Origin of the sequence: Mycobacterium hippophais, from assembly GCF_027529605.1 — a bacterium.
In the GTDB taxonomy this organism is placed as follows: domain Bacteria; phylum Actinomycetota; class Actinomycetes; order Mycobacteriales; family Mycobacteriaceae; genus Mycobacterium; species Mycobacterium arseniciresistens.
The window spans coordinates 256431-281302 of record NZ_JAPZPY010000003.1; the positions used below are offsets into that span (position 1 = coordinate 256431).

The following is a 24872-nucleotide window of genomic DNA, read 5'->3' on the forward strand; positions in this document are numbered from 1 at the left end:
TGGTCGCCGTCTTGTCGCTGGCCGGGTACGGTGCCGCTCGTCCGGTGTCACATCGTGACCGGCCCACCGTAGCAAATCGGTAGTGTCACCGAGCATGTCGCTGACGACGCCGTGGAGCCGTGCCATGAATCTGCGCGTTCCCGTGGTGAATGCGCCGATGGGGGGTGCGGCCGGGGGTGCACTGGCCGCCGCCGTGTCGCGGGCGGGCGGTCTCGGCATGATCGGCATGGGCAGTCCGGCCACGCCGGATCTACTGAGCACCGAATTGGCCACGATGGGAGACCTCGGTCTGCCGTTCGGGATCGGCCTGGTGCACTGGGTGATGACCGCGCGTCCGCAACTCCTCGAGGTGGCGCTCTCCGCCCGTCCAACCCTGCTGTCGGTGAGCTTCGGGGAGGACTGGGCGTGGGTGTCGTCCGCCCACCAGGCGGGTGTGGGGGTCGCGACCCAGGTGGGCACCGTCGACGCGGCGCTGCGCGCGGTCGACGCAGGCGTCGACGTGCTGGTGACCAGGGGCGCCGAGGGCGGTGGTCACGGAGAACCCCGCATGGGGACGCTTCCGCTACTCACCGAGGTGCTCGACCGGGTCGACGTGCCGGTGCTGGCCGCGGGCGGCATCGCGTCGGCGCGGGGACTGGCCGCGGTGCTGGCGGCTGGGGCGTCAGGGGCATGGCTCGGGACGGTGTTCTCCACTTGTGTGGAAGCGTCGACGCCCCCGGAGTCGCGTGTCGCGCTGCTGGCCGCGTCGGGTGAGTCGACCACGGTCACCGACGAGTTCGACCGGGCGCAGGGATATCCGTGGCCCCCGACCATCCCGGAGCGCGTGCTGCGCGGCGCCGACGGTCATCCCGTTCCGGTCAATGCCGGCCAGGGAGTGGGCATGGTGACGGCGTCGCCCAGCGCGGGCGAACTCGTCGCGCAGCTCTGCAGCGGCGCGGAGTCTCTGCTGCGGAGTTGGGAATGCTATTGAATGACGCGGCGATTCAGTGAGCGGGCGGCCATGATGAGACCGAACACGATGATCGCCCCGACCACGCCGACGCCCACCCGTACGGGCATCGCGTCGGTGGGCGGCAGCACCCCGGCGGCCTGGGCGGCCGCGGCGGCGTCCGCTTTGACCTCCAGTGCCTGCGGCGTCTGCAGCGACGGGTCGGGCTCGACCAGGGTGCCGACCTGGGTGCCCTCCGGCACGGAGAACCCGTAGTCGAGTAGATGCGCGGCCTGCTGCCAGGGCGCGATGGGTTGGCGGGTGCCGCGCATCAACACGGCGACCAGCCGGCGGCCGTCCCGTTCGGCGGCGCCGACGAACGTCTGGCCCGCGTCGTCGGTGAATCCGGTCTTGCCGCCCAGCGCGCCGGGATAGTTGACCAGCAGCTGATTGTCGTTGACCACCTCGTAGTGGGTGCCGTCGCGCGCGGGGAACTGGAAGCTGCGGGTGGCGACGATGTCGGTGAACGTCGGGTTCTGCCAGGCATACCGGTAGAACAGCCCGATGTCGTAGGCCGACGTGCTCATCCCGGGTCCGTCCAGGCCGGACGGGGTGGCGACCCGGGTGTCGCGGCCGCCGAGCTGGTCGGCGAGCACGTTGAGCTTGCGCAGCGCGGTGTCCCAGCCGCCGAGCTGGCGGGCCAGCGCGTGCGCGGCGTCGTTGCCCGAGTGCATGAGCAGGCCGTGCAGCAGGTCGTTGATCGTGTAGACGCCGCCCTCGCCGACCCCGACCCGGGTGCCCTCGGCAGCGGCGTCGTCGGCGGTGCCCGGCACGGTCTTGTTGAGGTTGAGCTCGTCGATAGCGGCCATCGCGGTCAGCACCTTGATGATGCTGGCGGGCCGGTGTCTGCCGTGCGGGTCCTTCGTGGCGATCACGTCGCCGCTGTCGAGGTCGGCGACCAGCCATGCCTCGGCCGAGATGTCGTTAGGCAGCGGCGGGGTGCCGCTCGCGGTGATGACTCCGCAGCCCGAGAGTCCGTCACCGCCGGGGGTCTTGTCCGGGACCGCCAGCGGCGCGGGCGGGGCCTGGCCGGGCTTCGGGACCTCGGACGCGTCGATGGCGGGCGGGGTGGTCGCCCGGTACGGACACGTGATGGGGGCCGCGTCCGGCTGGGCGCCGGCAGCGGGTGCGCCGAGCAGTGCGGGCGCCGCGGCCATCGCCGCGACGGCCAGCAGCCCCGCGGCGCGGGTGCAGAGCATGCGTGACTTGGCCATCGTCTGCGCAGATTAAGCGAACGGCGACCGCATTGGGCGGAGGCACGCTGTGACAGGAGTGATTGAAGTGACTTGGCCGATATTGAGTTTGCTTCCAGATCGCGATCGAGGGCCGAATCGCGATCTCACGACAATCTCAATGACTTGGCCCGCCGTCAGAGCGACAACCGGCTCAGCGGGACGTGTGCGACGGCGTCCGAACCGATGCAGCCAAGCCAGAGCCGGTCGCCGGCCTCGACCAGACCGGTCACCATGCCGAAGTCGGGATGGGTGGTGCGCAGCCCGGCGACCGGACGGCCGTCGTCCGGATCGAACGCCACCGCCCACACCTCGGGTGCGAGCTGCGGCGCGAACCGCTCGGGCAGCCGCCAGAGGAGTTGGCGCAGCATCGGCGCACGGGGCGCCAGCCACTCGGCGGTGGTGTTCAGCGGCGACACCATCGCACACCAGATCCGGCCGTCGGCGCCTGTCGACAGGTTGTCGGGGTGTCCGGGCAGGCCCGTCACGAGCGGTGTCACCTGACTCGCCTGCGGGCCGGTCAGCCAGTACTTGGACAGCCTGCGGGCCAGCGTCTCGGCGAACACCAGCGCCGATCCGTCGGCGGTCGGGGTGACACCGTTGGTGAAGTACAACCCATCGAGCACGGTGCTGACCGCCCCGTCGACCGACCGCCGGAACAGTCCGCCGCGCCCACGGGCCTCCAGCACCGCACCCTTGAAGTGCTGATAGCTGAACGCGCTGGTCGACTCGGTGAAATAGATTGTGCCGTCGGCTGTCTCGATGACATTCGAGCAGAACTGCAGGTGCCGGCCGTCGACGTGCTCGACCAGCGGCTGCACGACGCCGGTGCCCGGGTCGAGCGTCAGGAGGCCGCGCGGGCTGTCGCAGACGAGCAGTCGCCCGTCGCGCGCGACCGCGAGCCCCAGCGGCCGGCCACCGGTGTCGGCGACCACGGTGACCCGGCCGTCGGGATCGATCCGCAGGATCCGGCCGTCGTCCACCCCGGTCCACACCGCGCCGTCGGCGTCGACGACCACGTCCTCCGGGGCGTGGCCGGGTACCGGGACGACGGTGACTGGGGGAGCGGGCAATTGGGGCAGCGGTGTCACCGGCGGCGGCTGCCACCGCACCGGGTCGATCGGTGGCTTCCGTTCCGGCGACACCCGTCTACCTCCTAGAGTCGCCGGCTCGCCTCGCCCAGCACGCTGTGCAGGATTTCATAGATTGCGTCGAACTCGGCCTGCCCGCTGATCAGCGGCGGCGCCAGCTGCACCACGGGGTCGCCGCGGTCGTCGGCGCGGCAGTACAGGCCCGCCTCGAACAGCGCCGGCGTCAGGAAACCGCGCAGGAGCCGCTCGGACTCCTCGTCGTTGAAAGTCTCCTTGGTCGCCTTGTCCTTGACCAGTTCGATGCCGTAGAAGTAGCCCTCACCGCGGACGTCGCCGACGATCGGCAGGTCGTAGAGCCGCTCGAGGGTGGCGCGGAACGCCGGTGCGTTCTCCTTGACCCGGGCGTTGAGGCCTTCGCGTTCGAAGATGTCCAGGTTGGCCAGCGCGACGGCGGCCGACACCGGGTGACCGCCGAACGTGTAGCCGTGGGCGAAGGCGGTCTTGCCGTCGTTGAACGGCTCGAACAGCCGGTCACTCGCGATCATCGCGCCGATCGGCGAGTACCCGGAGGTGAGGCCCTTGGCGCAGGTGATGATGTCCGGCACGTAGTTGAAGTCGTCGCAGGCGAACATCGAGCCGATCCGGCCGTACGCGCAGATCACCTCGTCGGAGACCAGCAGCACGTCGTAGCGGTCGCAGATCTCGCGGACCCGCTCGAAATAGCCTGGCGGCGGCGGGAAGCAGCCGCCGGCGTTCTGCACGGGCTCGAGGAACACGGCCGCCACGGTGTCGGGACCCTCGAACTCGATGGCCTCGGCGATGCGGTCGGCGCAGTACTGGCCGAAGGCCTTCTCGTCGTGCTGGTAATTGGCCGGAGCGCGGTAGAAGTTGGTGTTCGGCGCGCGGAAACCGCCGGGGGTGAGCGGCTCGAACGGCGCCTTGAACGCCGGCACGCCGGTGATGGCGAGCGCGCCCTGCGGCGTGCCGTGATAGGCCACTGCGCGCGAAACCACTTTGTGCTTACCGGGTTTGCCGACCAGCTTGAAGTACTGCTTGGCCAGCTTCCACGCGCTCTCGACGGCCTCTCCGCCACCTGTGGTGAAGAAGACGCGGTTGAGGTCGCCGGGTGCGTAATTCGCCAACCGCTCGGCCAGCTCGATCGCCGGCGGCGTGGCGTAGGACCACAGCGGGAAGAACGCCAGCTGCTCGGCCTGCTTGGCGGCGGCCTCGGCCAGTTCGGCGCGGCCGTGGCCGACCTGGACCACGAACAGCCCGGACAGACCGTCGATGTAGCTGCGGCCCTTGTCGTCCCAGATGGTGGTGCCCTCGCCGCGGGTGATGATCGGCGGGGAGATGTTCTCGCCGTGGCGGGCGAAGTGCCCCCACAGGTGCCGGCTGGCCTTCGCGGCCAGATCGGTCGTCACTGGTTCGGTGATATCGGTCGTTGTCATCGTGTACCCCAATTGTATTGCTGCTTAACAAGTCTCAAATAAACAAGCGTTTCGGTGGATATCACTCCCGGCAGTGCGCGGATCTGGGTGTTGAGCAGGTCGAGCAGGTCGTCGTCGTCCTCGCAGACCACTTCGACGATCGCGTCGAACGATCCGGCGGTGAGCACGACGTAATCGACCTGTGCCATCCCGGCGAGCTTCTCGGCGATCTTGGTGGTGTCACCGGTGCAGCGGATGCCGATCATCGCCTGGCGGGCGAACCCCAGCTGCATCGGATCGGTGACGGCGACGATCTGCATGACGCCGGCGTCGACCATGCGCTGAACCCGCTGGCGCACGGCGGCCTCCGACAGGCCGACGGCCTTGCCGATGCCGGCGTAGGAGCGCCTGCCGTCCTGCTGCAACTTCTCGATGATCGCCTTGGACAGTTCGTCGAGCTGGAACGCGCCAGGCCGCGACGGGTTGACGCGCAAGCCGACGGGCGGGGTGACGGGTTGACCATCCGGATTGGTCATGCCAGTGATTGTGCACGGAATCCGTCGTTGCGGGCAACCAGACGTATGAAATCGATTGTTTCAACCCTGCGCGGCGGCTGGATTGCGTAGCCATGCGCGGGGCCGTCCGTTAGCGTTGGCGCATGACCGTGGCGACGAACGTGGCAGGCAGCTGGATCGACGGGGCGGCGGTGGCGACCTCGGGGGAGAACCACCGCGTCATCGATCCGGCGACCGGCCGGGTGGTCGCCGAGTACGCTCTGGCCACCCCCGATGACGTCGACGCGGCGGTCGCCGCCGCCCGTCGTGCGCTGCCCGACTGGGCCACCGCGACGCCCGCCGACCGGTCGGCGGTGCTCGCCCGGCTGGCGAAATTGGCCGACGAGCACGCCGACGACCTGGTCGCCGAGGAGGTCAGCCAGACCGGCAAGCCGGTGCGGTTGGCCGCCGAGTTCGACGTCCCCGGCAGCGTCGACAACATCGACTTCTTCGCGGGCGCCGCGCGGCACCTGGAGGGCAAGGCCACCGCGGAGTACTCCGGCGACCACACCTCGAGCATCCGGCGCGAGGCCATCGGCGTCGTCGCCACCATCACCCCGTGGAACTACCCGCTGCAGATGGCGGTGTGGAAGGTGCTGCCCGCGCTTGCCGCCGGGTGCTCGGTGGTGATCAAGCCCGCCGAGATCACCCCCCTGACCACGCTGACGCTGGCCCGGCTGGCCGTCGAGGCCGGGCTGCCCGCGGGCGTGCTCAACGTCGTCACCGGCGCGGGACACGATGTCGGCACCGCGCTGGCCGGCCACCGCGACGTCGACCTGGTGACCTTCACCGGGTCCACCCCGGTGGGCCGCAGGGTGATGGCCGCCGCCGCCGCGCACGGCCACCGCACCCAGCTGGAGCTGGGCGGCAAGGCGCCGTTCGTGGTGTTCGACGACGCCGACCTCGACGCCGCGATCCAGGGTGCGGTCGCCGGCGCGCTGATCAACACCGGCCAGGACTGCACGGCCGCGACGCGGGCGATCGTGGCGCGCGACGTCTACGACGACTTCGTCGCCGGGGTGTCCGAGGTGATGGGCAAGGTCGTCGTCGGCGACCCGCACGACCCCGACACCGACCTGGGGCCGCTGATCTCGATGGCGCACCGCGCCAAGGTGGCGGGCATGGTCGAGCGGGTTCCCGGCCAGGGTGGGCGGATCGTCACCGGCGGCACGACCCCGGACCTGCCGGGTTCCTTTTACGCGCCGACGCTGATCGCCGACGTGGCCGAGGACTCCGAGGTGTACCGCGACGAGATCTTCGGACCGGTGCTCACCGTGCGGCCGTTCACCGACGACGACGACGCGCTGCGGCAGGCCAACGACACCGACTACGGGCTGGCCGCCTCGGCGTGGACCCGCGACGTGTACCGCGCGCAGCGGGCGTCGCGCGAGATCCAGGCCGGCTGCGTGTGGATCAACGACCACATCCCGATCATCAGCGAGATGCCGCACGGCGGTGTCGGCGCATCGGGGTTCGGCAAGGACATGAGCGACTACTCACTCGAGGAGTACCTCACCGTCAAACACGTGATGAGCGACATCACCGGGGTCGCCGACAAGGAATGGCACCGCACCATTTTCAAGCGGCGCTGATCCGACGTCACTCGCGGGGCACGACCACCACGGGGACGTCGACGCCGGCCAGGATGCGGGCGGCCGTGGACCCCAGGAAGATCCGCCTCGGCGCGGCGAAGCGGCTCGAGCCGACGACGAGCAGCGCGCCGTCGTCCCACCTGAGCTTCTTGAGCGCCGACTCCAGCGTCATGCCCTCGGCGACGAGGGACTCGATCTCCGGAGCGTCGGGCAGGGCGCGCGCCGCGACGGCGAGGTTCTCCTCGGCGGCGGCGATCTGGAACTGCCGCACCTCCTTCACGCTCTCCGCCTCGGCCAGGTTCTCCGCTGAAACCAGCGACAGCATGCGGATCGGCAGGCCCGCGGCGCTGGCCAGGGTGAGGGCGAACGGCAGCGGATTGTCGTCACCGGGCCGGGTGGGCACCGCCGCGGTGATGGCGGCGATGTCGTCGTCGGGGTCCTCGGCGTAGCCGCGCGGTGCGAGCGCCACCGGAATCGGCGAGGAATGCAACAGGGCGCCGGTGACGGGGCCGATGGTGTGGCCGCCGAAGAATCCGTCACGGGCGCCGCCGACCACGATGAGATCCGAGGACTTCTCCTCGGCGAACTGCAGGAGCGACTGGGCGAAGGACTCACCGACGGTGACCGTCGATCCGGCGCTGACGCCCTTGGCCGCCAACGCATCGACCGCCCGCGAGACCCACTCCTCGCCGCGTTCGACGAGCAACCGCTGGTATTCGCTGCGGCCCGGGCTGCCCACGGGCATCTCCTCGCGGACCACCAGCACCACGTCCACGGCGGCGTCGAAGGTCCTGGCGAGTGCGCTGGCCAGGGCGACCCCGTCGTCGCCGGTCGGAGTGGCCAGATATCCGACTGTCAGATGCATGGCTGGTCCTTCTCTCGAGGTGTCGACATCAGAAGGTGTCGGGAACCTTGACTTCGGTGCTCGCTGTCAGGGTCTCACCGCGGAAGAACCGCTTGGTGCCGAATGCGAAACACGCCAGCATCAGAGGGACGCCGAGCGCCGGCGCGGCAGGTCGCGCCGAATTCCGCTATGTGCAGCACGTTGGGTCGAGTACGACGCAGAGTGCTTGCAGCGCTTCGCTTTTGACTCGGTGGAACACGTTCATGCCGCGGCGGTCGGAGACGACCAGGCCCGCATTGCGCAACTGACCGAGGTGATGGCTGACGGTGGACTCGCTGAGACCGAGCACCGTGGCGAGGTGACCGCTGGTCTCCTCGCCGGCATCGGAGCTGAACAGGTACGACATGATCTTCACCCGCATCGGGTCGGCGATCGCCTTGAGCCGCATCGCGACGGCCAGGGCGTCCTCGTCGCTGATCGGGCCTGCGGCCACCGGGGCGCAGCACACCGGGGCCGACATGTCGATGACGGGCAGCGCTTTGGGCATGCGGTCCATCATGCCACCGGTCTTGACATATATCAAAAAGGTGGCATTCTGAGTGCGACGCGTCAGTTCGATATATGTCTCATCCCTATGGAGGTCCATCATGTCCCGTGTCCAGCTGGCTCTCAACGTCGACGACCTCGACGAGGCGATCACGTTCTACTCCAAGCTGTTCAACACCACCCCGGCGAAGGTCAAACCGGGCTACGCCAACTTCGCGGTCACCGAACCGGCACTGAAGCTGGTGCTCCTCGAGAACCCCGGCAGGGGCGGAACCATCAATCACCTCGGCGTGGAGGTCGCCTCGAGCGACCAGGTGCACGCCGAGATCGCCCGACTGACCGACGAGGGGCTGTTCACCGACGAGGAGATCGGCACCACGTGTTGTTTCGCGACCCAGGACAAGGTCTGGGTGACCGGACCCGCCGGGGAGAAGTGGGAGGTCTACACCGTGCTGGCCGACTCCGACACCTTCGGCACCAGCCCTCAGCACCTCGACGAGGCGGGCGAGGCGCAGGGCGGGGTGTGTTGCGGCGGCGCGGCGGCATCCGACGCCGACCAGCCGGCCGCCACCACGTCCTGCTGCTGACCCCGCACGCACAGGCAGCGCCGGTTGCCCACCATTTGGCGGGTGACCGGCGACTGCCATGTCGGAAAGCCGCGAGCAAACGGCCGCTCGAGCTGGTCGACTGGCCTGATGACACAACAGGTTCGGCCGCACTGGCCGGCGGTGTTCAGCATCGCGGCGGGCATCTTCGTGATCGTGACCACCGAGATCCTGCCGATCGGGCTGCTGGTGCCGATCTCGGGCGCCTTCGCGGTGTCGACCGGAACCGCCGGACTGATGATGACCGTGCCGGGTCTGGTCGCCGCGGTGGCCGCACCTGTCGCGACGGTGGCGACGGCCGGGGTGGACCGCCGGACCATGCTGGTCGTGTGGACGGTCATCCTCGTCGGGGCGAACGTGGTGTGCGCGTTGGCGACCTCGTTCTGGATGCTGCTGGCGGCGCGGGTGCTCGTGGGGGTCGTCATCGGCGGATTCTGGTCGATCGGTGCGGGTCTGGCCGGCCGCCTGGTCGGCGAACACAGTGTGCCGCGAGCGACCTCGACGATCTTCCTCGCCGTCCCGCTCGGCTCCGTCGTCGGAGTTCCGTTGGGCACGTTCATCGCCGGCGTCGCGGACTGGCGCGCGACCTTCGCCGTCCTCGCTGTGGCGGCGGCGCTGGTGTGCGGCGCACTGTGGGCGACGGTGCCATCGCTGACACCGCGGCAGGTCACCCGTCCCGCGGTGCTCGCCGCGCTGCTCGCCCGCACCGAGGTGAGGATCGGCCTGCTGGTGACCGTGCTCGTCGTGGTCGCGCACTTCGGCGCGTACACCTACGTGTCGGCATTCCTGGACGAGGTCACCGGGATGGGTCTGACGACGGTCAGCGCGTTGCTGCTCGGCTACGGCGCGGCGGGCCTGGCAGGCAATCTGATCGCGGGCTTCACGATCCGGCGACACCTGCGGGCCACCTTCGCGACCGCAGCGCTGCTGATCGCGATCGCGACCCTGGCGCTGGCGGTGTTCGGACACGACCTTGCCGGCGCCGCAGCGCCGCTGCTGCTGTGGGGATTCGCCTACGGCGCCGTGCCCGCCTGCTCCCAGTCACTGCTCGCGCGGGGCAGCGGTGGCGCCGACGAGGCGGCCACGGTGCTGTTCACCAGTTCGTTCCAGGCGACGATCTGCCTCGGCGCGATGCTCGGCGGGCTCGTGGTGGATCACGCGTCGCTGTCACTGCTCATGATGCTCGCCGCGGCGACGGCGCTCGGAGCGGTCGCAGTGCTGGCCACCACCGGCCGGCGCGCCCAAGCGGCGCTCGGCAGCCCCGTCGGGTAGCGGCGCTCACCGTCGACCGTCATCATCACCGCGGTTCCGCCGACCGCGGCGGTGCCGGTCGAGACGTTCGACGGCGAAACACATCCGTTCGGTGGGGCCGGGATCTGGCACGTCACCCACCCGGCCGCCGGTCCGAAGCGCACGATCACAGAAGCGTCCGTCGTCGTCCTCCGTCATGGGTCGAAGCATCGCGGTTGCGGTGCGAAATGGCGTGAGTAGTCCACTACTCGAACGGGGCCCGCGGACTTACCCTTGGGGCGTGACCACCGCCGAGCGCACCCTGGACTTCGAGCAGGCACGCCCGCACCTGCTCGCGGTGGCCTACCGATTGACCGGCTCGGTGGCCGACGCCGAGGACGCGGTGCAGGATGCATGGCTGCGTTGGGATGCGCTGGGGGAGGGGCGCGTCCGCATCGCCGACCCGAAGGCATGGCTGACGACGGTGGTCAGCCGCATCGGCCTGGACCGCCTGCGCTCGGCCGCCCGGCGGCGCGAGACCTACGTCGGCGAGTGGCTGCCGGAACCCGTCGTCACCGGATTCAGTGACAGCGACCCGCTCGCCGCGGTGGTCGCCGCCGAGGACGCGCGATTCGCGGCGATGGTGGTGCTCGAACGGCTGACACCCGACCAGCGGGTCGCCTTCGTCCTGCACGACGGGTTCTCCGTGCCCTTCGGTGAGATCGGCGCCGTCCTGGGGACCACCGAGGCGTCGGCACGTCAGCTCGCGTCGCGCGCACGGCGCATCGTCGCCGATGCGAAGGCGCCGGACCGCGACCCGTCCCACGACGAGGTGGTGGGCAGGCTGATGGCGGCGATGGCGTCGGGCGACATGGCCGCCGTCGTCGAGCTGCTGCACCCCGACGTCACGTTCACCGGTGACTCGAATCGCAAGGCGCCCACCGCCGCCCGCGTCATCCACGGCGCCGACAAGGTCGCCCGGTTCATCTTCGGGCTGGCCCGCCGCTACGGCCCGCGGTTCTTCGAGGCGGGACAGCTCGCGCTCGTCAACGGTGAGATCGGGCTCTACACCGAAGGTCTGGCCGCGGACGGTGAGTGGCCGGAGATGGCGCCGCACATCCAGGCGGTCACCGTCCGCGACGGCAAGGTCTGCGCCATCTGGGATGTCGCGAACCCCGACAAGTTCACCGGCTCTCCGCTCGGCCCCCGGTGACTATCGATCCCGGGTCGCGTCGCTGGTGCCCTCCGTCGCCCACGGCACCCGGCAGGCGTCGCCGGAGTTGAAGCCCTGCTCGGTGATCCCCAGCGCGGAGTACATGCGGGCGCGCATGTTCTCCACCCCGATCTGGTAGGTCAGCTCGATCACCCCGTCGTCGCCGAAGCGCCGCCGCAGATCGGCCACCTGCTCGTCGGTGATGGTGTGCGGGTCAGTGCTCATCGCGTCGGCGTAGGCGATCGCGGCACGCTCGTCGTCGGTGTAGCGCGGTGACGTCGCGTAGTCGTCGATCTCCTTGAGCCTGTCGACGTCGAGGCCGTCGAGGCGCTGCAGCATGGCGCCGAAATCGACGCACCAGGAGCAGCCGACGGTGCGCGCCGTCCAGAACACGGCGAGCTCGCGGACGCTGGCCGGCAGCTTCTTCGATCCCGACTGCAGCATGCCCTCGTGGACGAGGTTGGCCAGCATCAGCCGCGGGTGGTGGGCGGCGACGGCGAAGGGCTCGGGCACCTCGCCGAAGCGGCGCCTGGCCGTCCGGTACATCAGCTTGGTCAGCAGTGACGCGCGTTCGGGGGTGACGGGTTCGATGCGTGATGTCGAATGATTCGTGGTCATACCCATCAGACGAGACAGCCCGCCGGAGTGTGACAGAGAATTCGGCCATCGAGTACTCGGATCGGCCGTTCGCGGGTAGAAGTCAGGGGTGACTGACAACACGACGGCGCTGCCAAGCCGTGGGTCGATCTACCGGGCGCACCTGCGATCGACCGCGGTGGTCGCGATCCAGCTCGTCGCTGTGGCCGCGGCGCTGTGGGGTCTGGCGTGGGTGGTGGGCAAGACATGGGTGGTCCTTCTGCCCGTCCTGCTGGCCCTGATCGTGTGCACCGTGCTGTGGCCACCGGTGCGCTGGCTGCGCAACAGGGGCGTGCCCCCGGCGGCGGCGGTCGCGGTGGTCCTGCTGATCGCGATGGGCGTGATCGCCGGCGTGGTCGCCGCGGTTGCCCCGGCGATCGTCGAGCAGTCCACGGAGCTCGCCGAGCAGGCCTCAGCCGGCGTGGTGAAGATACAGGACTGGCTCGGTGGGCCGCCGCTGAATATCAGTGAGGCACAACTGAACTCGGCTGTCGCCGCCGTCACCGACCGGCTGAACTCGAGTAGCGCGCAGATCGCGTCCGGGGTGTTCACCGGCGTCGGCGCCGCCACGTCGGCCCTGGTGACCGTGTTCACCACACTGGTGGTGACCTTCTTCCTGCTCAAGGACGGCCCGCGCTTCGTCCCCTGGCTGCGCGGCGTCGTCGGCAAGCCCGCCGCGCCCCATCTGGCGGAGATCCTGGAACGCGTGTGGGTGAGCCTGGGCGGATTCATCCGCACCCAGGCGCTCGTGAGCCTGGTCGACGCGGTGCTCATCGGGATCGGGCTGGTGATCGTGGGGGTGCCGCTGGCCTACGCGCTCGCGATCATCACGTTCATCGGCGGGTTCGTGCCGATCGTCGGCGCCTTCGTCGCCGGCGGCCTCGCCGTGCTGATCGCCCTGGTCTCCAACGGTCCGGTCGATGCGCTCATCGTGTTGGGGATCATCCTGGCCGTGCAGCAGTTCGAGGGCAACGTCCTGCAGCCGTGGTTGCAGTCGAAGTCGATGAAGCTGCACGCGGTGATCGTGCTGCTGGCGGTGACGCTGGGCGCGTCGACGTTCGGGGTGGTCGGTGCGTTCCTGGCGGTGCCGGTGGCCGCCACGGTGGCGGTGGTGATCCGCTATTACGGCGAGCAGGTCGGCAGGCAGGCCGGCGAGGATCCGCCCGAACCGCAGCCCGAAGAGCCTGAAGCCGCTGAGTCCTGACTTTCGAGCGCCGAAAGTGAGCTTGTGCGCGAGAATTCCGCCGGAATTGACGAACAAGCTCACGCTCGGCGGCGGGAGTCAGCGCGCGAACACCGTCTCGGCCAGCATGCGCCTGCACCACCGCTGGTAGGTGTCGATGTCCCAACCGTAGGCGGTCAGACGCAGATACGTCTCGGTGCTGCCGAGCGCTGCGGAGCCCTCGACGAGCTCATCGAACGGCACGTCGGTCCGTAACCACCCTCGATCGTGATAGGCCTCGAGCACCCGTCGTTCCTGAAGGGTCACGCTGGTGATCAGATTCCGGTGGTAGCGGTCCAGCTCCGGATCGACGTGTGCGGCCCCGATCAACGCCTCCGCGAGGCGCGCGCTCCTCTGATGCACCCGCGTTCGCGCTCCGACGAGCAACTCGATGGCCTCGTCGCGATCTCGGGCGGCGACGAGCGCCCGTCCGACATCGAGGTTGAGGATGTCGTCCTCGCCGGATACGCCGAAGGCCGCGTGCTCGATCGCGGCGATCATCAGCGCGGCTTTCGGGCCGTGTCCCTGAACGGTCTCGGCAGACACCCCGGCCGCTGCGGCGATCTTCGCGAGTGTGGTGCGCGCGTAACCATCGGCTGCGAACAACTCGGCGGCGGCTTCAAGCACCCGCGCGCGGGTCGCTTCGGCCTGCTGTTGGCGCAGTTCGGAGCGGTAGACGCGGGGCGCAGCTATTGACTTGGGTGACACAGTAATGAATACTACCTGACTGTAGTCAGGGGGCTGCCATGTCGTCCATCCTCATAGCGAGCGTGCCGGCGCACGGTCACGTCACGCCGCTGCTTGCCGTTGCCCAACATTTCGCCAAGCGAGGTGACGACGTCCGGTTCCTCACCGGCGCACGATTCGCCGACAGGGTCACCGCGACGGGGGCGTCGCATCTGGCGCTGCCCGCTGAAGCCGACTACGACGAGTCGTTGCTCGACAGCTTCCCCGAACGTGCCGCGCTCAAGGGCATGAAATCCACCGCTTTCGACGTCGAGCATGTCTTCGCCCGTCCCGCGAAAGCGCAATATGAAGCGCTCGCCGAGGCACTCAAGGCGCAGCCCGCGGACGCGGTGCTGGCCGAACCGGTGTTCCTCGGCGCGGCGTTCCTGCTCGCGCACCGGCGTCCCGACCGTCCTGCGGTCGTCATGTGCGGGGTGCTTCCCCTGTGCATCGACAGTCGCGACACCGCGCCCTTCGGGTTGGGGCTTCCGCCGGCGCGATTCCTGAACCGACCGCGAAACACCATGCTGGCCGCGGTGACCCGCCGGATCCTGCGACAGCCCTACCGGACGATCGATGACCTGCACCGCCAAGTCCACGGCGTCGCCATGCGGGGCACCTTTACGAATTGGGGGCGCCGAGCCGATGCGATAGTTCAGTTCAGCGTTCCGTCGTTCGAGTACCCGCTGAGCGACGCACCCCCTGAACTCCACTTCGCCGGGCCGCTGTCGGCGACGGGGTCGCACGCTGCGCTTCCCGACTGGTGGTCCGATGTCGACGGAACCCGGCCGGTCATCCACGTCACTCAGGGCACGGTCGCCAACATCGACTACCGGCAGGCCATCGCGCCGACGCTCCACGCGCTCGCCGACGACGACGTGCTGGTGGTGGTCACCACCGGTGGCCGCCCACTGGACACCTTGCCGCCGCTTCCGGTCAACGCCCGCGCGGCGACGTATCTGCCGTGCGACGAATTACTCCCTCGCACTGCGGTTTACGTGACCAACGGCGGGTTCGGCGGCGTTCAGTACGCCCTGCGGTACGGCGTGCCGATCGTCGCGACCGGCGGCAAGGAGGACAAGCCGGAGGTCGGCGCCCGTGTCGCATGGTCCGGCGCCGGACGGCGCATCAAGAATGAGCGTCCCAGCCCACGCGCCCTGAGGCGCGAGATCATGGCCGTGCTGACACAGCCGCGCTATCGCGAAGCCAGTCGGCGTATTGCTGCCGACATGGCCGCAGCGCCTGGGCTCGACGGCCTGACAGCCGTCGTCGACAGGCTGACGAGCGTCGGTTCGGAGCGCCGAACGTGAGCTTGTGCGCCAATCTCCGCTAGTTTCTCGCACACAAGCTCACGCTCGGCGGGAGATGCCTAGCGGGCGAACATCAGCGCGCGCTTGACCTCTTGGATCGCCTGGGTCACCTGGATGCCACGCGGGCAGGACTCCGTGCAGTTGAACGTGGTGCGGCAACGCCAAACCCCGTCCTTCTCGTTGAGGATGTCGAGCCGCTCGGCGGCCGCCTCGTCACGGCTGTCGAAGATGAAGCGGTGCGCGTTGACGATCGCGGCCGGTCCGAAGTATGAGCCCTCGGTCCAGAACACCGGGCAGCTGGTGGTGCAGCAGGCGCACAGGATGCACTTGGTGGTGTCGTCGTAGCGGGCGCGGTCGGTCTGGCTCTGGATGCGCTCGCGGGTGGGCGGGTTGCCGCTGGTCACCAGGAACGGCTTGACGGCGCGGTAGGCGTCGAAGAACGGCTCCATGTCGACCACCAGGTCCTTCTCCACGGGCAGCCCGCGGATCGGCTCGATGGTGATGGTCAGCTGCTTGGACGCCTTCTTGGGCAGCATGTCGCGCATGAGCACCTTGCACGCCAGCCGGTTCACGCCGTTGATCCGCATGGCGTCGCTGCCGCAGACGCCGTGCGCGCACGACCGCCGGAACGTCAGCGTGCCGTCGAGGTACCACTTGACGTAGTGCAGCAGGTTGAGCAGCCGGTCACTCGGCAGGCACGGCACCCGGAAGCTCTGCCAGCCGGCGGCGTCCGGGTCCTCCGGGTTGAAGCGGGCGATCTTGAGCGTCACCATCACCGCGCCCTCCGGCACGGGCGGTGTGGTGGCTTCGTTCTTCTCGATTGCGGGCGCGCTCATCAGTACTTCCGCTCCATCGGCTCGTAGCGGGTCTGCACCACCGGCTTGTAGTCCAGCCGGATGTCGCTCAGCAGATCCTCTCCCTGCTTGTACGCCATGGTGTGGCGCATGTAATTCGTGTCGTCGCGGTTCGGGTAGTCCTCGCGGGCGTGGCCGCCGCGGGACTCCTTGCGATTGAGCGCGCCGACCACGGTGACCTCGGCCAGCTCGAGCAGGAAGCCAAGCTCGATGGCCTCGAGCAGGTCGCTGTTGTAGCGCTTGCCCTTGTCCTGCACCGTGATCCGGCCGTAGCGCTCCTTGAGGCCGTGGATGTCGGTGAGCGCCTGCTTGAGGGTCTCCTCGGTCCGGAACACCGCGGCGTTGTTGTCCATCGACTGCTGCAGCGCCCCGCGGATGTCGGCGACACGCTCGTTGCCGTGCTCGGACAGGATGTCGCCCACCCAGCCGACGACCATGTCCGCCGGCTTCTCCGGCATCTCGACGAAGTCGTGGCCCGCCGCATAGTTGGCAGCGGCGATGCCGGCGCGGCGGCCGAACACGTTGATGTCGAGCAGCGAGTTGGTGCCCAGCCGGTTGGCGCCGTGCACCGAGACGCACGCACACTCGCCTGCCGCGTAGAGGCCGGGGATGACGCTGGTGTTGTCGCGCAGCACCTGGCCGTTGATGTTGGTCGGGATGCCGCCCATCACGTAATGGCAGGTCGGATAGACCGGCACCAGTTCGGTGACCGGATCCACACCGAGGTAGGTGCGGGCGAACTCGGTGATGTCGGGCAGCTTCGCTTCGAGCACGTCGGCGCCGAGGTGGCGCACGTCGATGTAGACGTAGTCCTTGTTCGGCCCTGCGCCGCGGCCCTCCAGCACCTCGAGCACCATCGACCGGGCGACGATGTCGCGCGGTGCGAGGTCGACGATCGTCGGCGCGTAGCGCTCCATGAAGCGCTCGCCCTCGCCGTTGAGCAGCCGCCCGCCCTCGCCGCGCACCGCCTCGGAGATCAGGATGCCCAGCCCGGCCAGACCGGTGGGGTGGAACTGGTGGAACTCCATGTCCTCCAGGGGAAGTCCCTTGCGGAAGATGATGCCGAGCCCGTCGCCCGTGAGGGTGTGGGCGTTGGACGTCGTCTTGTACATGCGGCCCGAGCCGCCGGTGGCGAACACGATCGCCTTGGCGTGGAAGATGTGGATGTCACCGGTGGCCAGCTCGTAGGCGATCACCGCGGTGGCCACCGGGCCGCCGGGGGTCTCGGTCAGCGAGATGTCGAGCGCGTAGAACTCGTTGAAGAACTCGACGTCGTGCTTGACGCAGTTCTGATAAAGGGTCTGCAGGATCATGTGGCCGGTGCGGTCGGCGGCGTAGCAGGCCCGCCGCACGGGCGCCTTGCCGTGGTCGCGGGTGTGGCCGCCGAACCGGCGCTGATCGATGCGGCCCTCGGGGGTGCGGTTGAACGGCATCCCCATCTTCTCGAGGTCGAGCACCGCGTCGATGGCTTCCTTGCACATGATCTCGACGGCGTCCTGGTCGGCGAGGTAGTCGCCGCCCTTGACGGTGTCGAAGGTGTGCCACTCCCAGTTGTCGTCCTCGACGTTGGCCAGCGCGGCGCACATGCCGCCCTGCGCGGCGCCGGTGTGGCTGCGCGTCGGGTAGAGCTTGGTCAGCACCGCCGTCCGGGCCCGCGGACCGGCCTCGACCGCCGCGCGCATGCCCGCGCCGCCTGCCCCGACGATGACGACGTCGTAGCGATGTTCCTGGATCATTTGAAGCTCCCGATCATGAGATGTTCGCGTCGAACGTCACCAGCACGTAGGTGCCGAGCACCAGCGTGAACAGGATCGACAACGCGAGCACGGTGTTCAGCCAGAACCGGGTGGAGTCCTTGCGGGCGTAGTCGGCGATGATCGTGCGCATGCCGTTGCCACCGTGCAGTTGCGCCAGCCACAGCAGCAGCAGGTCCCAGGTCTGCCAGAACGGGGACGACCAGCGTTCGGCGACGTAGTTGAAGTCGATCCGGTACACGCCGTCCTCCCACATCAACATGATGAAGAGGTGGCCGAGCGCGAGAAAGACCAGCACGATGCCGGAGAACCGCATGAACAGCCAGGCGTACTTCTCGAAGTTCGGCATCCCGCCGGCGCGGCGCGGTGCGCGCGGGTTGTCCAGCCCCGCAGGCCGGTCGTGGCTGCGCTGCATCACCGGGGCGATACCGCCGCGGTCGCTGATGTGGTCGTAGGGGTTCTCAGACTTGATGTTCGAGCTCATAGGAATCGCTCCGCCATGTGCATGCCGATGACGCCCAGCGAGGCGATCATCACGGTGAGGAAGACGCCGGCCACCACCCACAGCATCTGCCGCTGATAGCGCGGGCCCTTGGCCCAGAAGTCGATCAGGATCACCCGGATGCCGTTGAGTGCGTGGTACAGCACCGCGGCGACCAGGCCGATCTCCATCAGGCCGATGATCGGCGACTTGTAGGTCTCGATGATCTCGTTGTAGGCCTGCGGGCTGACGCGCACCAGCGCGGTGTCGAGCACGTGGACGAAGAGGAAGAAGAAGATCGTCGCGCCCGATATGCGGTGCAGCACCCACGACCACATGCCCGGGTCGCCGCGGTACAGGGTGCGGCGTTTCGCCGGCTGTGACCGCGGCGCGGCTATGTCCGTATCGGGTGATGTCGCGGTACTCATGTGACCCTCCAACGCCATCGGTGGACGCCTGGGGCTCGGCCGTGAAATCCGGTCCCCAAACCTCGGGGCGACTCTAATCCCCTTTGTACTGACGAACGAACTAGCGTGGAGCCGTATGCCCCGATCAGAGGGGTGAAATTAGGGTGCCCTATCTGGGACTTCGGGTCACGGGACGAGGTGTTCGGAATGGATTCAGAAACGGCTCGGACGGCCCGGCATGACTGCTGAGATCGACTGGAACACATTGCGCCGCAGGGCAATCACTGTCTCGGCGCATGCCTATGCGCCGTATTCGGGTTTCCGGGTCGGTGCGGCGGCGCTGGTCGACGATCACCGCGTGGTGGCCGGATGCAATGTGGAGAATGTCTCATATGGCCTGGGTCTCTGTGCCGAGTGCGCTGTGGTCTGCGACCTCCATTCCAGCGGCGGCGGACGGCTTGTCGCGCTGTCATGTGTGGGCCCCGACGGCGAGGTGCTGATGCCCTGTGGGCGCTGCCGCCAGGTGCTGCTCGAGCACGGCGGACCGGGGCTGCTGATCGACCACCCCCGGGGCCCGCGCCCGCTGGGGGAGCTGCTGCCCGACGCGTTCGGTCCCGACGACCTGGCCCGCAGGGAAACCCCGTGACGCAGTTCACATTCGACGCGCCGACCGTCATCCGAACCAAGCGGGACGGCGGCGTGCTCTCCGACGCGGCGATCGACTGGGTGATCGACGGCTACACCCGCGGCCGGGTCGATGACGGACAGATGGCGGCCCTGCTGATGGCGATCTTCCTGCGCGGGATGACCGACGCCGAGATCGCCCGCTGGACTGCGGCCATGGTGGCATCGGGAGAGCGGTTCGACTTCACCGGGCTGCGCCGCGACGGCAGGCCATTGGCGTTGGTGGACAAGCACTCCACCGGCGGGGTGGGCGACAAGATCACCATCCCGCTGGTGCCCGTCGTGATGGCCTGCGGCGGCGCCGTCCCGCAGGCCGCCGGCCGTGGGCTCGGCCACACCGGCGGCACCCTGGACAAGCTGGAGGCGATCCCCGGTTTCACCGCCGAACTGTCCAAACAGCAGATCCGGCAACAACTCTGCGACCTCGGCGCCGCGATCTTCGCCGCCGGCGACCTCGCGCCGGCCGACCGCAAGATCTACGCGCTGCGCGACGTGACGGGCACCACGGAGTCGCTGCCGCTGATCGCCAGTTCGGTGATGAGCAAGAAGATCGCCGAGGGTGCCCGGGCACTCGTGCTCGACACCAAGGTGGGTTCCGGTGCGTTCCTGCCGTCCGAGGACGAGGCGCGCGCGCTGGCCCGCACGATGGTCGACCTGGGCACCGCGCACGGGCTGGCCACCCGCGCGCTGCTGACCGACATGGACGTGCCGCTCGGCCGCGCCGTGGGCAACGCGGTCGAGGTGACGGAGTCGCTCGAGGTGCTCGCCGGCGGCGGCCCCGACGACGTCGTGGAACTGACGCTCGCGCTGGCCGCCGAGATGCTCGACGCGGCGGGACTGGACGGCGTCGACCCCGCCGAGACCCTGCGCGACGGCACCGCGATGGACCGGTTCCGCGACCTGGTCGCAGCTCAGGGCGGCGACCTGTCGGCGCCGCTGCCGCTGGGCACGCACACCGAGACCGTCACTGCGTCCCGGGGCGGCACGATGGGCCGCATCGACGCGATGGCGGTGGGCCTGGCGGTGTGGCGCCTGGGGGCGGGCCGTTCGGCGCCGGGGGAGCAGGTGCAGTTCGGCGCAGGCGTCCACGTCCACCGGAGGCCGGGCGAGCCGGTGGCGGCGGGCGAGGCGCTGTTCACTCTGTACACCGACACCCCGGAGCGGCTCGGGCCCGCCCTGGCTGAACTCGACGGCGGCTGGGCCATCGGCGACACCGCGCCGCCGCACCGCCCGCTGATCCTCGACCGAATCACCTGACCGGACGGAAGATGGAGCCATGACGACGACCGGACCGCTGCCGTTGACGATCGACAACATCCGGCAGGCACCCAAGGCGCTGTTGCACGACCACCTCGACGGCGGCCTGCGGCCCGCCACCGTGCTGGAACTCGCCGGCCAGTACGGGTACGCGGACCTGCCCGCCGACAACGTCGACGACCTGGCGAACTTCTTCCGCACCGCCGCGCACAGCGGGTCACTGGTGCGCTACCTCGAGCCGTTCGCCCACACCGTCGGGGTGATGCAGACCCCGGAGGCACTGCACCGCGTCGCCTTCGAGTGCGTCGAGGACCTGGCCGCCGACAACGTGGTGTACGCCGAGATCCGGTTCGCGCCCGAACTGCACATCGACGGCGGGTTGTCGCTCGACGCCGTCGTCGACGCGGTGCTGGCCGGCTTCGCCGACGGCGAGAAGGCGGCCGCCGCGGAGGGCCGGACCATCACCGTGCGGTGTCTGGTCACCGCGATGCGCCACGCCGCCCGGTCGCGTGAGATCGCCGAGCTGGCGATCCGCTTCCGCGACAGCGGAGTCGTGGGATTCGACATCGCGGGCGCCGAGGCCGGCTACCCGCCCACCCGTCACCTCGACGCGTTCGAATACATGCGGGGCAACAACGCGCGCTTCACCATTCACGCGGGGGAGGCGTTCGGACTGCCGTCGATTCACGAGGCCATCGCCTTCTGCGGCGCCGACCGGCTCGGCCACGGGGTGCGGATCGTCGACGACATCACCGTCGCCGACGACGGGTCGGTGCGGCTGGGCCGGTTGGCGGCGCTGTTGCGCGACAAGCGGATTCCACTCGAGCTGTGCCCGAGCTCCAACGTGCAGACCGGCGCGGTGAACAGCATCGCCGAGCACCCGTTCGACCTGCTGGCCCGGTCACGGTTCCGGGTGACCGTCAACACCGACAACCGGCTGATGAGCGACACCACGATGAGCGACGAGATGCTGCGCCTAGTCGAGGCTTTCGGTTACGGCTGGAGCGATCTGTTGCGCTTCACCATCAACGCGATGAAGTCGTCGTTCATCGCGTTCGACGAGCGGCTGGCGCTCATCGACGACGTGATCAAGCCGCGCTACGCGGTCCTGGTCGGTTAGTCGAGGACGCGGCTGATCGAGGCGGCGAACTCGACGGGGTGGCTCATGAACCCGACGTGCTCACCCGGGAAGATCACCGGCTGCGAGCCGAGCAAGTCCGCCAGCGCCGTCGACGTCCGGTGCGTCACCAGCCGGGCGGATTCGGCGCCGATTCCAACTACCACCCGGCCCGCACGCAGCGCCTCGATGTCGGGCACATAGCGGGTGGTGGCCTGCAGTTCGTGGGCGAAGAACCGGGTGGCCTCGCGGGCCTCCTGCTCGGACGGATCGGATTCGGCGGCAGGGCCGTCGCCGGGTTCGGCGGACATGTCGAAGCCGGCGTTCACCATGAACGCGTACCAGGCGGCCTGCGGGCCGTCGGAGTGGAAGGTCGCGACGATCGCGTCGGTGGCGGCCCGTTGTGCGTCGGCGTCGGGCAGCAGCTCGAGCAGCGGCGGCTCGTGCGCGATGAGCGTTCGCACCCTGCTCGGATGCCGGGTCGCCAGCGCCAAGCCGGTCACCGCGCCGCCGCTGGAACCGACGACGTCCGCCGACGCGACGCCCAGGTCGTCGAGGATGGCGACGAGGTCTTCGGCGCGCAGTTCCGGTGTCGATTCCTGCCGCGGATCGGCGATCGTGCTCGCACCGAAGCCGCGCGGGTCGTAGGTGACGACGGTGTGGTCGCTCGCCATCGCGTCGGCGACCGACGCGAACTCGGCGGAGGCCATCGGGGAGCCGACGACGAGCACGACGGGCCCGGCGCCGCGCACCTCGTAGTGCAGGGTGGCGCCGGGAACGTCGAGACGGTGGACAGTGGCGGAGGCGAGGGGAGTCATACCGGGTAGACCGGCGTCGTCCCGGGAAGTCATCGCCGGGCCGCTACTCCTCGCGCAGCCGCGACTCGACGAAGCTCTCCAGCTCCTCCCACTGCGCCACGGCCTTGGCGTAGGGCGGCTTGGGGCGGTCGGCGGAGTCGGGGTCGAGCGCGAAGGCGATCACCTTGCCGAGCGGCTGGCCAGGTCCGAGCTTCTCCTCGACGGTGGTGTCCTCCGCGTACTGGCTGACGTCGCGCAGCAGTTCGACGGCCAGCTCGAGCTGTTCGCGGTCCAGGCTGTCGGGTCCGTCGGCGATGTCGTCGGCGATCCCGCTCAGGACGTAGACGTTCTCGTCGCTGACCGCGACCTCCAGCGAGCCGTCGGTGGCGGCGGTGCGGATGTCGTCGTAGGTGGCCAGGTCGGACAAGTCGTGGTCGTGCTCGTCGGCCAGGTAGCGGGCCAGCGACCGCTCGGAGCCGAACACGCTGATCCGGCCGTTGCGGCCGAGGAACACCGGCTCGTCGTCGAGGTAGCAGCGCAGCGTGAAGAACGTGCCCGACCGGGTCATCACCCGGACCGGGTCGATGCCGACCTTGAGCCAGAAATCGTCGTCGCTGCCGAGCACCAGACCGCCGGCCTGGTCCTCGAGCGCATTGGTCTCCTCGACCTCGGCCTCGTCATCGGTGTCGTCCTCGGCGGTCTCCACCGACGCCGCGGCGTCCTCGTCCTCCACCTCGGGTGCGGGCTCGAGTAACTCGGCCCCGGCCTTCTCGGCGGCCGCGGAGTCGACGTCGGGGATGGTGACGATCTCGTCGATCGCGTCGAGGACGCCGTCCCAGCTGCGCCCGACCGCCGCCTCGATCTCGCCCCACCGCTTGCGTCCGGCCCGGCCGCTGAACGCCTCGACGCCGCCGCCGAGGGAACCCACCACGGGGTTGCCGTTGAAGAACTTGGTGACCGCGGGCATGTCGCACACCGAGCCGATCGACGACACCAGCGCCAGCGTGGCGTGCAGTGCCTTCACCGACTCCTCGGTCGGCTTGTCGGCGACGACCTCGGGCACGCCGACGATGTCGTGCGTGCGGTCATCGGCGGGCGTGAACCGGTGCGCGTTCGCCTCGGTGAGCTTCGTCCAGGCCGGGTGGTCGGTCAGGTCGTTCTCGGTGGTCGTCCGCACGAAGGCGACCAGGTCGGCCACCGACTCGAAGGCGTAGAGATCCTCGCCCGCACCGAGGAACGCCTCCCATTCGTCGCCGGCATCCCGCCAGCGAGGAGCCCACAGTGTGTACAGATCGCCCTTGGTCAGCCCGAGCCGAACCGGCACGATGTCAGCAGCCATGCGGCACAGCCTAACGACGTGCCCTGGCCGGTCGTGAAGGTCGTGGCGGGTTAGTGATCCAGCTCGGCGCGCAGGGCGTCGAGCATGCGCCGTCCCGCGGTCGCCTCAGCGGCCGCGGATCCCGACCGTTCCGTGTCGGTGTCGGCCAGTGCCTCGACCGCGTCGTCGAGCGCCGCGGCCCGCGCCCGCGCCCGGGCCATCGTCTCCTCGTAGTGCTGCGCCAGGGCGTCGAAGGTCATGGGTGTTCGACGGCGCGAGGACGGTCACCGGTTCCGCTCAGGCGTCGTGGCGGTCGCTGTACTGCGGGTAGCGCGAGCGGTAGCCGCGCAGCCGACCGAGTGGCGCCACGACGGCCGCCAGCGCGCGTACCGCCACTCCGCTCAACCCCGGCAGGTCGACCTGGCCGCGGTAGTCGTGGACGAGCACGGCGGCCTGCAGCGGGCTCTTCGGCAGGTTCGTCTTCGCACTCACCAGACCGTCGGCAGCCAGACCGAAGAACGTCTCGAAGAACGTCTCCATCTGGTAGGCGGGGCACAGGTCTATCAGCACGGTGGCCGGCTCGTCGTAGGGATTACCCCAGGCATGGCTCATTCCGGGCGGGATGACGACTTTGTCTCCGGCCAGCGCGTCCCACGTGTTCTCGGCGGTCGCGATCCGGAGTCGGCCCGAGGTGACCGCGAAGGTCTCCTCGGCGCGCGGATGAGTGTGCACGCTCGGCATGTCTCCGCCGGGGCCCATGTCGAACGCCATCCGCAGCCGGGCGCCGCCCGAACTGGAGGCGGTCTCCAGGAAGGTGATGCGTTCACCGGTGAGCGGGTGTTCGATCTTCTTCCCGACGTACGCCATCCCGGCCTCCCCCGATAGCAGGTATGCCGTACGTTAGCCCCCGTTCACGCCGTCGGCCGCCACTTGGATGTCGGCGCCTCCCGCAGCGGGGGACCCTTTCGGCGCGAACCGACCCGC

Annotated in this window: 26 protein-coding genes and 1 riboswitch; of the genes, 10 read left to right on the forward strand and 16 right to left on the reverse strand. The window is 69.4% G+C overall.

Features of this window, described 5'->3' with window-relative positions; all coding sequences use genetic code 11:
* Positions 1-2 precede the first annotated feature (2 nt).
* Positions 3-64, reverse strand: a riboswitch (guanidine-III (ykkC-III) riboswitch).
* An 18-nt stretch (positions 65-82) separates the two neighbouring features.
* Positions 83-970 carry a nitronate monooxygenase gene (locus tag O6P37_RS09810; protein WP_269893871.1) on the forward strand — a complete coding sequence of 296 codons (888 nt, stop codon included), beginning with the start codon at positions 83-85 and terminating at the stop codon, positions 968-970.
* Here O6P37_RS09810 and O6P37_RS09815 read toward each other — a convergent pair.
* The 4 genes from O6P37_RS09815 to O6P37_RS09830 form a co-directional block, all read right to left on the reverse strand.
* Positions 964-2202 (reverse strand): D-alanyl-D-alanine carboxypeptidase family protein, encoded by a 1239-nt coding sequence (locus tag O6P37_RS09815; RefSeq protein ID WP_269893872.1) that lies wholly within the window; start codon positions 2200-2202, stop codon positions 964-966. The two genes, O6P37_RS09810 and O6P37_RS09815, sit on opposite strands and share 7 nt — an antisense overlap.
* Before the next feature lie 155 nt (positions 2203-2357).
* Complete coding sequence (locus tag O6P37_RS09820) at positions 2358-3365, reverse strand: SMP-30/gluconolactonase/LRE family protein (RefSeq protein WP_269893873.1); 1008 nt, start codon at positions 3363-3365, stop codon at positions 2358-2360.
* Between the two features lie 11 nt (positions 3366-3376).
* Positions 3377-4762: an aspartate aminotransferase family protein gene (locus O6P37_RS09825; RefSeq protein WP_269893874.1), complete on the reverse strand. Its 1386-nt coding sequence runs from the start codon at positions 4760-4762 to the stop codon at positions 3377-3379.
* On the reverse strand, positions 4759-5277 hold the full coding sequence (locus O6P37_RS09830; RefSeq protein WP_264012932.1) for an Lrp/AsnC family transcriptional regulator: 519 nt from the start codon (positions 5275-5277) through the stop codon (positions 4759-4761). Before O6P37_RS09830 ends, O6P37_RS09825 begins: the two co-directional genes overlap by 4 nt.
* Positions 5278-5399: 122 nt before the next feature.
* Between O6P37_RS09830 and O6P37_RS09835 the strand changes: the two genes are divergently transcribed.
* The gene (locus tag O6P37_RS09835; protein ID WP_269893875.1) at positions 5400-6887 is read left to right on the forward strand and encodes a gamma-aminobutyraldehyde dehydrogenase; all 1488 of its coding nucleotides are present in this window, start codon (positions 5400-5402) and stop codon (positions 6885-6887) included.
* Positions 6888-6894: 7 nt separating this feature from the next.
* Here the strand turns inward: O6P37_RS09835 and O6P37_RS09840 are convergent, their stop codons facing one another.
* Complete coding sequence (locus tag O6P37_RS09840; RefSeq protein WP_269893876.1) at positions 6895-7752, reverse strand: universal stress protein; 858 nt, start codon at positions 7750-7752, stop codon at positions 6895-6897.
* Positions 7753-7918: 166 nt separating this feature from the next.
* Positions 7919-8278 carry an Rv2640c family ArsR-like transcriptional regulator gene (locus O6P37_RS09845; RefSeq protein ID WP_269893877.1) on the reverse strand — a complete coding sequence of 120 codons (360 nt, stop codon included), beginning with the start codon at positions 8276-8278 and terminating at the stop codon, positions 7919-7921.
* A gap of 100 nt (positions 8279-8378) precedes the next feature.
* Here O6P37_RS09845 and O6P37_RS09850 point away from each other — a divergent pair, with 100 nt between their 5' ends.
* The 3 genes from O6P37_RS09850 (at position 8379) to O6P37_RS09860 (ending at position 11325) form a co-directional block, all read left to right on the forward strand.
* Complete coding sequence (locus tag O6P37_RS09850; RefSeq protein ID WP_269893878.1) at positions 8379-8864, forward strand: ArsI/CadI family heavy metal resistance metalloenzyme; 486 nt, start codon at positions 8379-8381, stop codon at positions 8862-8864.
* 108 nt (positions 8865-8972) lie between these two features.
* The gene (locus O6P37_RS09855; protein ID WP_269893879.1) at positions 8973-10154 is read left to right on the forward strand and encodes an MFS transporter; all 1182 of its coding nucleotides are present in this window, start codon (positions 8973-8975) and stop codon (positions 10152-10154) included.
* 259 nt (positions 10155-10413) lie between these two features.
* On the forward strand, positions 10414-11325 hold the full coding sequence (locus O6P37_RS09860; RefSeq protein WP_269893880.1) for a sigma-70 family RNA polymerase sigma factor: 912 nt from the start codon (positions 10414-10416) through the stop codon (positions 11323-11325).
* On the opposite strand, the gene O6P37_RS09865 is transcribed toward O6P37_RS09860, so the two are convergent.
* Positions 11326-11943 (reverse strand): carboxymuconolactone decarboxylase family protein, encoded by a 618-nt coding sequence (locus tag O6P37_RS09865; protein ID WP_269893881.1) that lies wholly within the window; start codon positions 11941-11943, stop codon positions 11326-11328.
* 88 nt (positions 11944-12031) lie between these two features.
* Here O6P37_RS09865 and O6P37_RS09870 point away from each other — a divergent pair, with 88 nt between their 5' ends.
* The gene (locus O6P37_RS09870; RefSeq protein ID WP_269893882.1) at positions 12032-13165 is read left to right on the forward strand and encodes an AI-2E family transporter; all 1134 of its coding nucleotides are present in this window, start codon (positions 12032-12034) and stop codon (positions 13163-13165) included.
* A 78-nt stretch (positions 13166-13243) separates the two neighbouring features.
* Here the strand turns inward: O6P37_RS09870 and O6P37_RS09875 are convergent, their stop codons facing one another.
* Positions 13244-13891: a TetR/AcrR family transcriptional regulator gene (locus tag O6P37_RS09875; protein ID WP_269893883.1), complete on the reverse strand. Its 648-nt coding sequence runs from the start codon at positions 13889-13891 to the stop codon at positions 13244-13246.
* A gap of 38 nt (positions 13892-13929) precedes the next feature.
* Between O6P37_RS09875 and O6P37_RS09880 the strand changes: the two genes are divergently transcribed.
* Complete coding sequence (locus O6P37_RS09880) at positions 13930-15219, forward strand: glycosyltransferase (protein ID WP_269893884.1); 1290 nt, start codon at positions 13930-13932, stop codon at positions 15217-15219.
* Between the two features lie 59 nt (positions 15220-15278).
* On the opposite strand, the gene O6P37_RS09885 is transcribed toward O6P37_RS09880, so the two are convergent.
* Genes O6P37_RS09885 through sdhC form a run of 4 tightly spaced genes read right to left on the reverse strand, consistent with a single transcriptional unit; the run spans position 15279 to position 18736 of the window.
* Positions 15279-16055 carry a succinate dehydrogenase iron-sulfur subunit gene (locus O6P37_RS09885; RefSeq protein ID WP_264012942.1) on the reverse strand — a complete coding sequence of 259 codons (777 nt, stop codon included), beginning with the start codon at positions 16053-16055 and terminating at the stop codon, positions 15279-15281.
* A complete protein-coding gene (gene sdhA, locus O6P37_RS09890; RefSeq protein ID WP_269893885.1) occupies positions 16055-17809 on the reverse strand; it encodes a succinate dehydrogenase flavoprotein subunit in 1755 nt (584 codons plus the stop codon). The genes O6P37_RS09885 and sdhA overlap by 1 nt, the downstream gene beginning before the upstream one ends.
* A 13-nt stretch (positions 17810-17822) precedes the next feature.
* Complete coding sequence (locus O6P37_RS09895; protein ID WP_269893886.1) at positions 17823-18311, reverse strand: succinate dehydrogenase hydrophobic membrane anchor subunit; 489 nt, start codon at positions 18309-18311, stop codon at positions 17823-17825.
* Entirely contained in the window at positions 18308-18736 is a 429-nt protein-coding gene (gene sdhC / locus O6P37_RS09900; protein ID WP_264012944.1) for a succinate dehydrogenase, cytochrome b556 subunit, read from the reverse strand. Before sdhC ends, O6P37_RS09895 begins: the two co-directional genes overlap by 4 nt.
* A 217-nt stretch (positions 18737-18953) precedes the next feature.
* On the opposite strand from sdhC, the gene O6P37_RS09905 reads away from it, so the two are divergent.
* From O6P37_RS09905 to O6P37_RS09915, 3 genes are read left to right on the forward strand one after another with little or no spacing between them, the layout of a single operon-like run.
* Positions 18954-19361 (forward strand): cytidine deaminase, encoded by a 408-nt coding sequence (locus O6P37_RS09905; protein ID WP_269893887.1) that lies wholly within the window; start codon positions 18954-18956, stop codon positions 19359-19361.
* Complete coding sequence (locus tag O6P37_RS09910) at positions 19358-20656, forward strand: thymidine phosphorylase (RefSeq protein ID WP_269893888.1); 1299 nt, start codon at positions 19358-19360, stop codon at positions 20654-20656. The genes O6P37_RS09905 and O6P37_RS09910 overlap by 4 nt, the downstream gene beginning before the upstream one ends.
* Before the next feature lie 19 nt (positions 20657-20675).
* Positions 20676-21776, forward strand: a complete 1101-nt coding sequence (locus O6P37_RS09915) for an adenosine deaminase (protein ID WP_269893889.1) — start codon at positions 20676-20678, stop codon at positions 21774-21776.
* Here O6P37_RS09915 and O6P37_RS09920 read toward each other — a convergent pair.
* Genes O6P37_RS09920 through O6P37_RS09935 form a run of 4 tightly spaced genes read right to left on the reverse strand, consistent with a single transcriptional unit; the run spans position 21773 to position 24755 of the window.
* Positions 21773-22624, reverse strand: coding sequence for an alpha/beta fold hydrolase (locus tag O6P37_RS09920; RefSeq protein ID WP_269893890.1), 852 nt, complete (start codon positions 22622-22624; stop codon positions 21773-21775). The genes O6P37_RS09915 and O6P37_RS09920 overlap by 4 nt on opposite strands.
* 10 nt (positions 22625-22634) lie before the next feature.
* On the reverse strand, positions 22635-23909 hold the full coding sequence (gene satS, locus O6P37_RS09925; protein WP_269893891.1) for a protein export chaperone SatS: 1275 nt from the start codon (positions 23907-23909) through the stop codon (positions 22635-22637).
* A gap of 50 nt (positions 23910-23959) precedes the next feature.
* Complete coding sequence (locus O6P37_RS09930; RefSeq protein WP_269893892.1) at positions 23960-24148, reverse strand: hypothetical protein; 189 nt, start codon at positions 24146-24148, stop codon at positions 23960-23962.
* Positions 24149-24185: 37 nt separating this feature from the next.
* Positions 24186-24755 carry a cupin domain-containing protein gene (locus tag O6P37_RS09935; protein WP_269893893.1) on the reverse strand — a complete coding sequence of 190 codons (570 nt, stop codon included), beginning with the start codon at positions 24753-24755 and terminating at the stop codon, positions 24186-24188.
* Positions 24756-24872: the final 117 nt, after the last annotated feature.